This window comes from Neorhizobium sp. P1_A6 (assembly GCF_056406795.1).
In genome coordinates this window covers 154,175-167,354 of sequence record NZ_JBFTZM010000005.1, presented here as the reverse complement: position 1 = coordinate 167,354, position 13,180 = coordinate 154,175, and the positions used below count along the sequence as shown (strand labels likewise).

The 13,180-nt window shown below is 62.5% G+C and carries 12 protein-coding genes and 1 other RNA gene; 3 read left to right on the top strand and 10 right to left on the bottom strand.

Annotated elements, in window-relative coordinates; translation table 11 throughout:
• Positions 1–180: 180 nt before the first annotated feature.
• Entirely contained in the window at positions 181–912 is a 732-nt protein-coding gene (locus AC1D3C_RS12525) for a dienelactone hydrolase family protein (protein ID WP_477483115.1), read from the top strand.
• Positions 913–1,004: 92 nt separating this feature from the next.
• Here the strand turns inward: AC1D3C_RS12525 and AC1D3C_RS12520 are convergent, their stop codons facing one another.
• Positions 1,005–2,939 (bottom strand): DEAD/DEAH box helicase, encoded by a 1,935-nt coding sequence (locus tag AC1D3C_RS12520; RefSeq protein WP_477483114.1) that lies wholly within the window; start codon positions 2,937–2,939, stop codon positions 1,005–1,007.
• A 307-nt stretch (positions 2,940–3,246) separates the two neighbouring features.
• On the opposite strand from AC1D3C_RS12520, the gene AC1D3C_RS12515 reads away from it, so the two are divergent.
• Positions 3,247–3,453, top strand: a complete 207-nt coding sequence (locus AC1D3C_RS12515; RefSeq protein WP_477483113.1) for a hypothetical protein — start codon at positions 3,247–3,249, stop codon at positions 3,451–3,453.
• Between the two features lie 6 nt (positions 3,454–3,459).
• Here AC1D3C_RS12515 and AC1D3C_RS12510 read toward each other — a convergent pair whose 3' ends face one another.
• The 9 genes from AC1D3C_RS12510 to AC1D3C_RS12470 all read right to left on the bottom strand — a co-directional run bounded on the left by AC1D3C_RS12510 (position 3,460) and on the right by AC1D3C_RS12470 (position 10,816).
• Positions 3,460–4,284, bottom strand: coding sequence for a TIGR00282 family metallophosphoesterase (locus AC1D3C_RS12510; RefSeq protein ID WP_477483112.1), 825 nt, complete (start codon positions 4,282–4,284; stop codon positions 3,460–3,462).
• 2 nt (positions 4,285–4,286) lie between these two features.
• Positions 4,287–4,889 carry a 5-formyltetrahydrofolate cyclo-ligase gene (locus tag AC1D3C_RS12505; RefSeq protein WP_477483111.1) on the bottom strand — a complete coding sequence of 201 codons (603 nt, stop codon included), beginning with the start codon at positions 4,887–4,889 and terminating at the stop codon, positions 4,287–4,289.
• Positions 4,886–6,169, bottom strand: a complete 1,284-nt coding sequence (locus AC1D3C_RS12500) for a hemolysin family protein (RefSeq protein ID WP_477483110.1) — start codon at positions 6,167–6,169, stop codon at positions 4,886–4,888. The genes AC1D3C_RS12505 and AC1D3C_RS12500 overlap by 4 nt, the downstream gene beginning before the upstream one ends.
• Positions 6,170–6,433: 264 nt before the next feature.
• Positions 6,434–7,462: a sensor histidine kinase gene (locus tag AC1D3C_RS12495; protein ID WP_477483109.1), complete on the bottom strand. Its 1,029-nt coding sequence runs from the start codon at positions 7,460–7,462 to the stop codon at positions 6,434–6,436.
• A 9-nt stretch (positions 7,463–7,471) separates the two neighbouring features.
• A complete protein-coding gene (locus AC1D3C_RS12490; protein WP_477483108.1) occupies positions 7,472–7,915 on the bottom strand; it encodes a response regulator in 444 nt (147 codons plus the stop codon).
• A complete protein-coding gene (locus tag AC1D3C_RS12485; RefSeq protein WP_477483107.1) occupies positions 7,912–9,411 on the bottom strand; it encodes a sensor histidine kinase in 1,500 nt (499 codons plus the stop codon). Before AC1D3C_RS12485 ends, AC1D3C_RS12490 begins: the two co-directional genes overlap by 4 nt.
• Before the next feature lie 506 nt (positions 9,412–9,917).
• Positions 9,918–10,076: non-coding RNA, 6S RNA (gene ssrS / locus AC1D3C_RS12480), on the bottom strand.
• 64 nt (positions 10,077–10,140) lie between these two features.
• Positions 10,141–10,518: a cell division protein ZapA gene (locus AC1D3C_RS12475; RefSeq protein WP_038544939.1), complete on the bottom strand. Its 378-nt coding sequence runs from the start codon at positions 10,516–10,518 to the stop codon at positions 10,141–10,143.
• A gap of 25 nt (positions 10,519–10,543) precedes the next feature.
• On the bottom strand, positions 10,544–10,816 hold the full coding sequence (locus tag AC1D3C_RS12470) for a DUF4164 domain-containing protein (protein WP_038544942.1): 273 nt from the start codon (positions 10,814–10,816) through the stop codon (positions 10,544–10,546).
• Positions 10,817–11,158: 342 nt separating this feature from the next.
• Here AC1D3C_RS12470 and tkt point away from each other — a divergent pair, with 342 nt between their 5' ends.
• Positions 11,159–13,141, top strand: a complete 1,983-nt coding sequence (gene tkt / locus AC1D3C_RS12465) for a transketolase (protein ID WP_477483106.1) — start codon at positions 11,159–11,161, stop codon at positions 13,139–13,141.
• The last annotated feature ends 39 nt before the right edge of the window (positions 13,142–13,180 follow it).

The window sequence follows — 13,180 nt, the reverse complement described above, 5'->3', positions numbered from 1 at the left end:
TCATGCTCATTCCCGGCGAAAACATGCGGCAATGCGAAAGGCCGGTCCAGCCGCAATCGCCAGGGCCTGTCTCACAATTCTGTCATTGGCCGAGGTCATGGAGTTGATTATTGAAAAGCTGCGGCAGCGCGCCGACATAAGCTCGCCGGCACCCGATCGGAAGAGCTAGAGGATATTTTCATGAAGCATGACATTGGGATCAAGACGAAGGACGGCACGGCCAAAGCCGCCGTCATCAAGCCTTCTAACGGTGCTGCCACCGACAAGGGCGTCATCCTCTACATGGACGCCTTCGGCCCCCGCGAAGCGCTCTACTGGATGGGCCAGCGCATCGCCGATGCCGGCTATACCGTGCTCGTTCCGGACCTATTCTATCGCTCGGGCGCCTACGGTCCATTCGACGCGAAAACGGCCTTCAGCGAGGAAGCCACCAGGGCCCAGCTGATGGCCCTGATGCGTGCCACGCCCCAGCCGCTCACCGCCGAGGACGGAGAAACCTTCATCGAAGCGTTGACCTCCGAAGGCGCAACCGGCGCGATCGGCACCGTGGGTTACTGCATGGGCGGCGGCCGGGCGATCACCGCCGCGGCCTACTATCCGGAACGCATCAAGGCAGCCGCCAGCTTCCATGGCGGCAATCTCGCAAGCGACGCCGAAGACAGCCCGCACAGGCTGGCGGACCGGATCAAGGCGCGCGTTTATGTCGGCGTCGCCGGCGTCGACAACAGCTTTCCGCCGGAGCAGTCGGCTCGGCTCGCCGAAGCATTTCGCACCGGCGGCGTCGACCATATCGTCGAGAACTATGTCGGCATGGCGCATGGCTGGACGGTGCCGGACCACAGCATCTACGACAAGGACGGTTCCGAGCGCCACTTCAAGCGCCTGCTGACGCTGTTCGAAGAGTCCCTCTGAACGCCTCCCTCCGAAACGACAAAGGGGCGGCTTCGGGCCGCCCCTGATCTCATTGAAATCTCGCAATTCCGGTTGGCAACGCTGTGCCTTGCCTACTTCCGGCGCTCGAAATTGCTGCTGTTGGCCAGTTTCGGCTTGTCCTTCTTCTTGAAAGGCTTGTCGTCTTTCTTGAAGGGCTGGGCGTCCTTGCGGAACGGCTTCGCATCCTTGGCGAAGGGCTTTCCGTCGCGTGCCTCGGCTGCCTTGGGGCCGCCAGGGCCAGCCGCGTTGGAGGTGTTCTTCCTCGGCTTGCCCTTCGCCCAGTCGTCGCCACGAGGCTCCTTCGGACGATCGTCATAGGACTTCTTGACATAAGGCTTGGCCGGCGCGGGACGGCTGAGGTCCGGCGCACTGGTCAACCGGGTAACGCGGATGCCGCGCTCCAGCGCCTTGTCCTTGCCGACCGCCTGCATGAAGGCGTCGGCGTGGTCGGCAGCGATCTCGACGAAGGTTTCGTCCTGCTGCATCTTGATTGCGCCGATTTCCCGCTTGGTGACGTTGCCGTTGCGGCAGAGCATCGGGATCAGCCAGCGCGGCTCGGCATTCTGCTTGCGGCCGACCGACAGGGAGAACCACACGGCCGGGCCGAACTCGTCGCGCGACGGGCGCGGGGTCATCGGGAAGTCGCCCTCGCCGCCGGCGCGCTCGCGCGGCTTGCGGGCATCCTGCTGCACGGAGATCTCGATCAGATCCTCCGGCGCCGAATATTTGGTGCGGTAGAGACTGACGAACGCGGCCGCCAGCTTTTCCGCGCCATGGCTCTCGACCAGCTTGGCGACGAGATCCTGTTCTTCCTCGCGCGGATTTTCGCTAAAGATCGGATCGGCCAGCAGACGCTCGTCGTCGCGCCGCATCACCTCTTCGGCGGACGGCGGGCGTGCCCAGGTGGCGGAAATGCCGGCGCCGCCGAGCAGGCGCTCGGCCTTGCGGCGTGCGTTGACCGGCACGATCAGGGCGCTGATGCCCTTGCGACCGGCGCGTCCGGTGCGGCCGCTGCGATGGAGCAGCGTTTCCGGGTTGGTCGGCAGGTCGGCATGGATGACGAGATCGAGACCCGGCAGGTCGATGCCGCGGGCGGCGACGTCGGTCGCGATGCAGACGCGGGCACGGCCATCGCGCATCGCCTGCAGCGCATGGGTCCGCTCGTTCTGCGTCAGTTCGCCGGAGAGGGCCACGACGGCGAAATTGCGGTTGTTAAACCGCGCCGTCAGATGATTGACGGCAGCGCGGGTCGAGCAGAACACGATCGCGTTGGTCGACTCGTAATAACGAAGCACGTTGATGATCGCATTTTCGCGATCGGCCGATGCGACGGCGAGCGCGCGGTATTCGATATCGACATGCTGCTTTTCCTCAGCGGAGGTCGCGATGCGCACCGCATCGCGCTGGTAGCTTTTGGCAAGCTTGGCGATCGCGGCCGGAACAGTTGCCGAGAACATCAGAGTGCGGCGGTCGTCGGGCGCCGATTCCAGGATGAATTCCAGATCCTCACGGAAACCGAGATCGAGCATCTCGTCCGCTTCGTCGAGCACGGCGACCTTGAGGGCCGACATGTCGAGCGCGTTGCGGCGGATATGGTCGCAGAGACGGCCGGGCGTGCCGACGACGATATGGGCGCCGCGCTCCAGCGCGCGCCGTTCGCTGCGGATGTCCATGCCGCCGACGCAGCTGGTGATGACCGCGCCGGTCATCTCGTAGAGCCATTCCAGCTCGCGGGTGACCTGCATCGCCAGTTCGCGGGTGGGCGCAATGACGAGCGCCAAAGGCTGCCGCGCCGGGCCGAATTTTTCCGCGTCGCCGAGCAGGGTCGGCGCGATCGCAAGCCCGAAGGCAACGGTCTTGCCCGAGCCGGTCTGCGCCGAAACCAGCGCATCGGAATGGATGAGAGCCGGGTCGAGCATGGATTTCTGGACGGGGGTCAGCGTTACATAGCCCCGTTTCGCCAACGCCTTGGCGATCGCCGGGACGGCGCCGTTGTAATCGGTCATCTAAATCTGTCTTTCGGATTGTCGCGCACGAAGCGCTGTGGCTGCAACACTCGCAGCCGAACTTGCGCCGTTCCTACTTATTTGCAGCGCAAATGTCAAAGAGCATGTCGGCGCGAGGTCCCGATCAAGGCCGCTATTGACGCCAAAAGCTTAATATCTGACGCAAATCTCCCTTAAGTGGGAATACCCAAGCGGAGAAGGCCATGTCCGACATTTTAAAAAAGCAGGCCGAACTGCAGGCTCAGGCCGATACGATCGTCAGCGCCCTCGGCCTCGAGGATGCCTTGCGTTTGGCTGGAAATCCGGTGTGTCCGACCTGAAACATCTGAAGACGCTGCTGCCCCGCTTGACCGACGAGGTGCGGAAAACCATCCTCGCCATCAAGGCCGACCTTGCTGCAACCGCGCCGAAAGGCGGCAAGCCGGCCCCGAGCGCGCTTGTGTACGAGGCGGTGCTGGATGGCGGCGTCGATACGCTCGCGGGCTTCGAGGACTGGCTGTCGCGCCGACCGTAGGCGGCATTACCGCCAGAACGACGGGATGGTTTCCGCGAGCCGCGGCCCGATCCGGAGCGGCTCGATCTTCTCAGCGAGGCCCGTCGCATCGGAAATCTCGATGCCGAGGCCGCAGATGGTCGCGGGGCCGGTCGCCGCCTCGAAACGGCCCTTCGGCATTTTCGAGATGAAGCGGTTGAGCGGCTCTTCCTTGTCCATGCCGAGCGATGAATCGTAATCGCCGCACATACCGGCATCCGACATGTAGCCGGTGCCGCCGTTGAGGATGTGGCAATCGGCGGTCGGCACATGCGTATGGGTGCCGACCACGAGGCTGGCGCGGCCGTCGACGAAATGCCCGAAGCACTGCTTTTCGCTGGTCGCTTCCGCGTGAAAATCGAAGATGATCGCGTCCGCCTGCTCCTTCAATGGAGCCGCGGCAAGGATCGTTTCGGCGCTCTTGAAGGGATCGTCGAGCTCGGGATGCATGAACACCCGGCCCATGATGTTGGCGACCAGAATGCGCGCGCCATTGCGGGCGTAAAAAATGCCGGATCCCTTGCCCGGCGTGCCGGCGGGATAGTTGGCGGGCCGCAGGAATTGCTCGTGGCGGCCGGCGAAACTCACCGCCTCCTTCTGGTCCCAGACATGGTTGCCGGTCGTCACCACGTCGGCGCCGGCATTGATCGTCTCGAGAAAGATATCCTCGGTAATACCGAAGCCGCCGGCGGCATTCTCGCCGTTGACGATGACGAAATCGAGATTGAGGTCGGCGACGAGGCCGGGCAGTTTTTCCCAGACCGCCACGCGGCCGGTCTTGCCCACCATGTCACCCAGGAACAAAAGGCGCATTCTTATCCAATCTGTGCGCGGCCGATGTCTTCGAAGGGCCGGTAACCGCTCTCCGTCAGGACAGCGTCTAGTCTGATATCGTGAGGTTCAACGGGAACTGATGCCACTTCCTGGCAGTCGAAGGCAATCCCGATCAGCGTCGGGTTCAGGCCTTTTTGCTGCAGGCGGTGGATCGCCCGGTCGTAATAACCGCCGCCATAGCCGATCCGGTGCCCTCCGGCATCGAAGGCCGAGAGCGGCACCAGCATCACCTGCGGCTCGAGTTCCGCCGCATCCGGCCCCGGGCCGAACGTGCCGAACACGCCCGGCACCAATTCGGCGCCGCGCACCAGTTCGCGGAAGATGATCGTCTTCTTGTCGAGAATGACCGGCACGCAGAGCCGCGCGCTACGGTCCCTGAGATGTGCCATCAGCGGCCGCACGTCGACTTCCGAGCGGATCGGCAGGAAGCCCGAAACGATCGCGCCGGGCTCGATACGGATTGCCTCTGCCCCGTGCGATGCGATGACAAGGCTCTTCTCGATGCGCTCGACCGGGGGAATGGCATCCCGTGCGGCAAGCCGCGCGGCACGAAGCTCCGCCTTGGTCTTCAGGACGTCCGTCATACCTTGTCCGACCGCCTGACCAGCAGCTTGTCGATGCGGCGGCCGTCGAGATCGATCACCTCAAAGGTCCAGCCGTTCTTGGTGAAGCTCTCGCCAAGTTCAGGCAGGCGTTTCATCTCGTCGAGCACGAAGCCCGCGACAGTCTCGTAGCCTGGGTCGTCCCCGAGCGAAAACCCCATCTGGTCGGAGAATTCGTCGACCGGCATCCAGCCGGCGATCAGGAACGAACCGTCGTCCCGCGCAACGATCGCAGGTTCTTCGTCGTTTTCCTCCTGGAACACGCCGGTGATCGCCTCGAGGATGTCGCCCGAGGTGATGATGCCTTCGAAATGGCCGTATTCGTCGTAGACGAGCACCATATGGGCCGGCGCGCGGCGCAGCGCCTGGATGACGTCGAGCGCGCCGGTGAGGTCCGACACGACGGGCGCCTCGCGCATGATGCCGCGGATATCCAGCATCTTGCCGCCGGCGATGAAATCGTAAGCGTCCTTGACGAACAGCGTGCCGAGGATTTCGTCGGAACTGCCGTTGCGGATCGGCAGGCGGGAACGCTGCGTGGCGCGCAGCTGTTCGCGGATCTCATCCGAATTGTCTTCGATGTCGATGACCTCGACATCGCGCCGCGGCGTCATCAGGCCGCGCGCGGTGCGGTCGGCAAGCCGCATGACGCCAGAGATCATCGCGGATTCCTCCGTCTCGATCACGCCGGCGCTCTGCGCTTCGGCAAGCACGGTGCGGATTTCCTCGTCGGTGACCCGGTCACCCGACTCGCCCCTCTGGCCAAGCAGGCTGAGGACGATTCGGCCGGAAATATCGAGGAACCAGACGATCGGCGCGCCGACCGTCGCCAGCAGTTTCATGGCGGGCGCGACACGGGCGGCAACCGCCTCCGGCGCCCGCAGTGCGATCTGCTTCGGCACCAGTTCGCCGACGATCAGCGACAGATAAGTGATGATGACAACGACGGTGCCGACGCCCAGCCAGTCGGCGAGATTGTCCGCCATGCCCTGCGCCTCGAACCAGGTGGTCAATCGCGCGCCGAGCGTGGCGCCCGAGAATGCACCGGACAGCACGCCGACCAGCGTGATGCCGATTTGGACGGAGGAGAGGAAGCGGCCGGGATCTTCCGCAAGCCGCATGGCTGTGGCGGCACCGCGATTGCCTTGCTCGGCCATGATCCGCAACCGCACGGGGCGGGAGGAGACGACGGCAAGTTCCGACATCGCGAGGACACCGTTCAAAACGGTGAGGGCGATGACGATGAGTATTTCGGTTAACAAGAGAAGCTCTTTAATTGGAACAATATGCCTGCACGCAAAACGAACGTGCCGCCCCAGGGAGCGGCCCGCATCCATACGACCGCGCCGGAGCGCTTCGTCGGCGATGCTTCACGCACAGTTCGGAAAACCGGGACCGGTTCTCGGAGCTATGCACCTTCACTCGCATGCGTAAATCATAGGGTCGTCATGCGGGCATTGCAATGGTTGGAACAAAATGAAGGGTTTGCACCGCGGAAGCCGTGACCCGTCCCCCCGACGCCGCAGCTATTGAAGGCTGACCGTCAGTTCGGCGCGAGTGCCGGCAAGAGAGGGCACATAATGGATCGTCGAACCGAGCGTCGCGGCCATGGATTTGACAATGCGGCTGCCGAGCCCGGTTCCTTTCGGCACGTCGCCCTCGCGCCAGCCGATCCCGTCATCCTCGACGGCGAGAAGCGCATTGCCCTCGTCTTGACGCTTGAGCAGCACCCGCACTTCGCCCTCGGTGCCGGCCGGATAGGCATATTTCAGCGCGTTGGTAAGCAGTTCCGTGACGATCATGCCGACGGAGACGGCGCGATCGGAGGTCAGCGACAAAGGTTCGGCATCGAGGCGGATCGACGGTCCCCCATCGCCGTTGACGGAGCCCTGGACCTCACGCACCAGCGTGCCCAGATATTTGTCCATCTCCACATGCCGGACGTCGTCGGATGTGTAGAGGCTGCGATGCATGCCGGCGATCGCGCTGATGCGCGCCTGCGTCTCGGAAAGAGCGGCCTTCACGTCGTCGCTCTTGCTGCTGGATACCTGCAGGCGGATGAGTGCCGCGACCAGCGCCAGGCTGTTGGCCACGCGGTGATTAACCTCGGCGAGCAGAACCTCGGCGCGTTCCTTGCCCAGGCGGATCTCCTGCTCGGCCTTTTCCTTGGCCTGCCGCAATTCGGCATTGGCGATGCCCTGCGCGATCGCGCTTTCCATCAGCGGCCAGAACTCCTCGCCGACCGTCTTGATGACATAGTCGGACGCGCCGCTCTTCAGCGCATCGATGGCGATCGTCGCGTCGCTGGAACCGGTGACGTAGATCACCGGGATGACCGAGTCCTGGTCTTTCAGCTTGTGAAGGATGTCGAGCCCGGTTCCGGTCTTCAGGTAATGATCGAGGACGATCGCGTCGATGCCGCCCTTTTCCACCGCCGCCATTGCCGACGCCGCGTCAACGGCATGGACCACCTGATAGCCGGCACGCATAAAATGGCGCTCCGCCAATCTGGCAAGCGCGAGATCGTCATCGACATAAAGTATGGTTTGCGGCATCGCGTCTCGTTATTGTCCGGGTATCTGCATCACGGCAAAGAACAGCCCGAGCTGTCGGATGGCATGCGCAAAACTGTCGTAGTCCACCGGTTTGGTGATGTAGACGTTGGCGCCGAGATCATAGCAGCGCTGAATCTCCCGCTCATCGTCCGTGGTCGTCAGGATGACCACCGGCAAACGCTTGGAGTGTGGGTTGGACTTCACCTTCTCCAGGATGTCAACACCCGACATGTCCGGCAGGTTGAGGTCGAGGAGGATCAGCAGATGGCGATCCTGATTTGGGTCTCCGGAACGATCCGCGCCGAGGATAAAATCGAGAGCTGCATTGCCGTTCGTGAAGGGAACGATCTCGTTGTTGACGCCAGCACGACGGACGTTCTTCTCGATCAGGCGCGCATGGCCTTCATCGTCTTCGATCATCACGATGGTGACTTCTTTACCGGCAGCCTTCATGACCCGTAACTCCTGACATAGTGGGACAGATCCGTGGGCAACCGGATGACGAACGTCGTCCCACCGCCCAATGTGGACGTCACCGTAATTTCACCGCCTAAATTTCTAACTAATGAGCGCACATGCGCAAGACCGATACCCTCGCCCTGCTGGTCCTGAACGCCCGAGCGGCGGAAAAGCTCGAAAACCCTCTCGTGATCCTCCTGGGCGATACCCCGGCCATTGTCTGAAACCTCGATCCTGATCGCAGCGCGGCCAAGCGGCATGGCCTTGACCGACAGGGTCAACGGCCGATCCGGATGTTTGTATTTCACCGCATTGTCGAAGAGATTGCCGAAAATCTGTTCCAGCGAAAATCGGTCGGTAACAAGGCCCCGAGCCTGAGCGACCGAAATATTCACCCCTCCGCCCGCTTCGCTGACCTGGTGATAGATGCTGGCGGCGGTCGCCTCGAGGAGTTCCCCGAGATCGATCCTCTCCGGCTTCAGTTCGCGCCGCCCGTCGCGGGAAATCTTCAGGATGGCGTTGATCAGCCCGTCCATCTTCTTGGTGGACGAGCGGATGAAGGCGATGGCCTCCGGCAGATCCTGCTCGACCGCGACACGGGCATCGTTCACATCAGTTTCAGACAGCGGCGTCCCGTCGGCCAGCACATAGGTGCTGATCGACTTGAGGCTCGCGTCGAGTTCGCTGGTGAAACCCATGATGTTGACCAGCGGCGCACGCAGGTCGTGCGAGACGATATAGGCATACCGCTGGATTTCGCGGTTCGCCTGGATCAGGTCCTCGGAGCGCTCGTTGACGCGCTCCTCGAGACCGGCATTGAGCTCCTCGACCTCGGAGCGGGCCCGTCGCAGTTCGCGGACGTGCTGCCCGACGATCATGATCGCGCCGCCGATGACGAGGATGATCATCAGGCCGCCGCCAATGGTGATCCATTGTAGCGCCGTTGCCGAATCATTGAGGTCGTCGACCCCGGTCCCGATCCGCCCGTCCGTGTCACGGAGCAGCGTGCCAAGGATTGTCGTGATGCCCTCCATCAACTGCCGGCCATAGGCGCCCCGGATGACCTCGATCGCCCCGATGGCATTCCCCTTCTGCACCATCTCCACCGTCGACTGCATCTCGGCGAGCTTGTCGTCGATCAGCGGGTCGAGTTCGGCAAATGGAACATGCACGGCGTCCAGTTTGCCAGCAGCCGTCTTCAGTCGCTCGCGCAATCGCGGAATGACCGCACTGGCAGTCGTATAGGGGATCAGGAATTCAGCATCCTGCGTCAGCACAAAACCACGCTGGCCGGATTCGGCTGCCCGGAGGAAAAGCTGCATGTCCGCGGCAGCACTTCGAAGTTCGCGCAGCTTCACCACGTCCTCGAAATAGACCTGCGTTGTCCGTGCCAGGAAGAAGGACGACAGCACGATCGCCAACAGGATGGCGCCCCCGACCAGAAGCATCAGCAGCGAAGATCGGGCGAAGGTGGATTTCAAAAAGGGCATCGATACGGCCGGCAAGTGAACGGGACGGCAAGAACTTGGGGGTGCGGCCCCCGTTGTCAAGCAAAGGCCGAAGAATAGGTTGGTGCACGTCGGGAAGATCCACCTCGTTTGAAAAGAGGATTAAGAGCCTCGTCCAGACCGCGATCACGCCGCGCCAAGTCCACCATATGGTGGATAAATTGGAGAATTCTTATATAGATCTCGCCCGGCATTCGCAGTTGTCGCCGCCGGATGAACAATCACCAGCCAAGCCGATCAGTCCGGACCCGATTTCGCCCGTCCTGCACGTGACAAGCAGATGCGAGAATAGATCATCCGGTCAATATGCGAATCGCGGATATTCAATAAGGATGACCGCGCGGGAAAGACCCCCCAACCAGCAGTCCCGCCTCTCGGCTGCAGTCCGGAATGCAGCTGAGTGTTTAAGCCAGGCGGTCTTTGCCTTGCATGCGGCTGCGACTTCACTGTCGCCGGAAGCCGGAAACAATCAGGTCAAAAAGGGAGAAGTGCGATCCGCGGCAACCGATGGATGTTTACGATCCTGGGTGCCTACAAACGTAGGTGGGCGCCGTGTGTCCAAGCCCACGGGCCTGGCCAGGGACAGCTCCCTTTGGATCGAGTATGGCCCCAGGGATTGTGGTTCCTGTCGTGAGGCGCAGATCGCATCGGCAATATATGTGTGATTGCCGGTCCGCACCAGTGGCGGCAAGCCTTTATTATCGACTTCGTTCAGTTCACCGGAGCGGGCGTGCGGCCGTTGAGCTTGGCGGTCAGCCCGTCGAGCCGCGAGGCGAGCTCGCCGAGCGCCGAGACCACGTGCTGCTCGTTGCGCTGCTGGGTTTCAAGCGCGCCGTCGCGGTTGGATTTGAGTGCCGCGACCTCGGTCTCGAGCAGACCGAGCTTGCGGGTCATCTCCGAAAGTTCGTCCATGATCATGATGCCGGCCATTACGGTGATGCGCAGATCGCCGATCTCGCCGAACTGGCTTTTGAGGTGCCCTACGTAGCGGTCGAATCGATCGGCAAGTTCGGTCAGGTGGCTTTCCTGTCCTTCCTCGCAGGCCATGCGATAGGCCTTGCCGTCGATCATCACCGTTACCTGGGCCATGGCATTCCCTTTTGATTCTGGCGCATCAGCGATCGAGCACGGCGCGGATGGTTTCCATCGCCGTCACGAGACGCCTCGAGACTTCCCGGTTTACTTCTTCCAGTCGATTGGCGCGGAATTGCGACTGGTCGAGCTCCTGCGCGAGCCGAGCCCGGTCCGCGTGCACCCGGCGGACCTCGCCCTCCACATCCTGAGTCTCGCGCTGGCGCTCGATGCGCGCATCGACGGCGCTCTCAAGACCGCCGATCGCCGCCTTAAGTTCCGAAATCACCATGTCGATCGTCTTTTCCGACGGCATGCGAAGCTTCCTGTCGATACACGAAATGAGCCGAATCGATACGATCGACCTCTCCAACAAGGCCGGAAGACTATTCACCGCCTGCAAGCCGGTCAATCAATCGAGACCCTTCAAACATGTCCTAACTGTGGATCGTCAACTATGTTTCTGCCCCTCGTCACATGCTGCACAGAATTCCGGCAGCTGCGGGAAAGTTCGTCATGATGGCCTCGGCGCGACGGCGCTTTTGTTGACTTGCGCGTTGCACCTGCTAAGGATCACCCGCTCTTAGGTGGTCCCTGGGCCACTCTTCAAGTGGTCCCACGCGGACCGTGACCGACACCCGTAAAAAGCGGATTAGCCATGACCTCTCTCGACAAACATAACCGGATGGMGAACGCGATCCGATTCCTCGCCATGGATGCTGTAGAGAAGGCCAATTCCGGCCATCCCGGCCTGCCGATGGGCGCTGCCGACATCGCGACGGTTCTGTTCACCCGCTACCTGAAATTCGATCCGAAGAACTCGCTCTGGCCGGACCGCGACCGTTTCGTGCTGTCCGCCGGCCACGGTTCCATGCTGCTTTATTCGCTGCTGTTCCTCACCGGTTACGAGGACATGACGATGGAGGACATCAAGCAGTTCCGCCAGCTCGGCTCCAAGACCGCCGGCCATCCGGAATACGGCCATGCGTCGGGCATCGAGACCACCACCGGCCCGCTCGGCCAGGGCATTGCCAATGCCGTCGGCATGGCGATCGCCGAGCGCAAGCTGGAAGAGGAGTTCGGCTCCGACCTGCAGAACCATTTCACCTACGCGCTCTGCGGCGACGGCTGCCTGATGGAAGGCATCAGCCAGGAAGCGATCGCGCTTGCCGGCCACCTGAAGCTCAACAAGCTCGTGCTCTTCTGGGACAACAACTCGATCACCATCGACGGCGCCGTCTCGCTGTCGGATTCGACCGACCAGGTGATGCGCTTCAAGTCCGCCCACTGGAACACGATCGAGATCGACGGCCATGACGTCGACCAGATTTCGGCTGCGATCGAAGCCGCCCAGAAGTCCGACCGCCCGACCTTCATCGCCTGCAAAACCATCATCGGCTTCGGCGCCCCCAACAAGCAGGGCACCCACAAGGTCCACGGCTCGCCGCTCGGCGTCGAGGAAATCGCGGCCGCCCGCAAGGCGCTGAACTGGGAAGCCGAAGCCTTCACCGTTCCGGCCGACGTTCTCGATGCCTGGCGCCTTGCCGGCCTGCGCTCGACGACGGTCCGCAAGGACTGGGAAGATCGCCTCGCCGCCACCGCTGCCGAGAAGAAGGCCGAGTTCGTGCGCCGTTTCGCCGGCGACCTGCCGGGCAATTTCGACAGCGCCATCGACGCCTTCAAGAAGAAGATCGCCGAGAACAACCCGACGGTCGCCACCCGCAAGGCATCCGAGGACGCGCTTGAGGTCATCAACGGTATCGTCATCGAAACGCTCGGCGGTTCGGCCGACCTGACGCCGTCGAACAACACCAAGACCAGCCAGATGAAGTCGATCACCCCGACCGATTTCTCCGGCCGTTACATGCACTGGGGCATCCGCGAACACGCCATGGCCGCCGCCATGAACGGCATCTCCCTGCATGGCGGCCTGATCCCCTATTCCGGCGGCTTCCTGATCTTCTCGGACTATTGCCGTCCGTCGGTCCGCCTCGCAGCCCTGATGGGCATCCGCGTCGTGCACGTCTGGACGCATGATTCGATCGGCGTCGGCGAAGACGGCCCGACCCATCAGCCGGTCGAACAGGTCGCAGCGCTGCGCGCCATCCCGAACCTCTTGATCTTCCGCCCGGCCGACGAAACCGAGACGGCGGAATGCTGGCAGCTGGCGCTCAAGGAAAAGCACCGCCCGTCCGGCCTGGCGCTGACCCGCCAGAACCTGGCGCCGGCCCGCAAGACCTATGAGGAGAAGAACCTCTGCGCCCAGGGCGCCTACGAACTGGTCTCCGCGGCCGACGCCAAGGTGACGATCTTCGCCTCCGGTTCGGAAGTCGAGCTGGCGCTGAAGGCGCAAGCCGTCCTCGACGGCAAGGGCATCGCCACCCGCGTCGTTTCCGTCCCCTGCGTCGAACTCTTCTTCGACCAGCCGGAATCCTACCAGACCGCGGTCGTCGGCAACTCGCCGGTCAAGATTGCGGTCGAAGCCGGCGTGCGCGAAGGCTGGGATCACTTCATCGGTCCGAAGGGCAGCTTCATCGGCATGAAGTCCTTCGGGGCCTCCGGCCCTGCCAAGGACCTCTTCAAGCACTTCGGCATCACCGCGGAAGCGGTTGTTGCCGCAGCCGAAAAAGAGCTCGCCTGATCCAACTGAAATTTTCAAGACAAGCTAAAAGCGGGAGTA

Excerpts from the sequence above, each read along its gene's own strand:
- AC1D3C_RS12510 (WP_477483112.1), bottom strand. The coding sequence starts at position 4,284 with ATGCGCCTTTTGTTCCTGGGTGACATGGTGGGCAAGACCGGCCGCGTG.
- AC1D3C_RS12470 (WP_038544942.1), bottom strand. The coding sequence starts at position 10,816 with ATGCCGTCGGAAAAGACGATCGACATGGTGATTTCGGAACTTAAGGCG.
- AC1D3C_RS12495 (WP_477483109.1), bottom strand. The coding sequence starts at position 7,462 with ATGCCGCAAACCATACTTTATGTCGATGACGATCTCGCGCTTGCCAGA.
- AC1D3C_RS12520 (WP_477483114.1), bottom strand. The coding sequence starts at position 2,939 with ATGACCGATTACAACGGCGCCGTCCCGGCGATCGCCAAGGCGTTGGCG.
- AC1D3C_RS12525 (WP_477483115.1), top strand. The coding sequence starts at position 181 with ATGAAGCATGACATTGGGATCAAGACGAAGGACGGCACGGCCAAAGCC.
- AC1D3C_RS12475 (WP_038544939.1), bottom strand. The coding sequence starts at position 10,518 with ATGGCCCAGGTAACGGTGATGATCGACGGCAAGGCCTATCGCATGGCC.
- AC1D3C_RS12490 (WP_477483108.1), bottom strand. The coding sequence starts at position 7,915 with ATGAAGGCTGCCGGTAAAGAAGTCACCATCGTGATGATCGAAGACGAT.
- AC1D3C_RS12485 (WP_477483107.1), bottom strand. The coding sequence starts at position 9,411 with ATGCCCTTTTTGAAATCCACCTTCGCCCGATCTTCGCTGCTGATGCTT.
- AC1D3C_RS12505 (WP_477483111.1), bottom strand. The coding sequence starts at position 4,889 with ATGACGGACGTCCTGAAGACCAAGGCGGAGCTTCGTGCCGCGCGGCTT.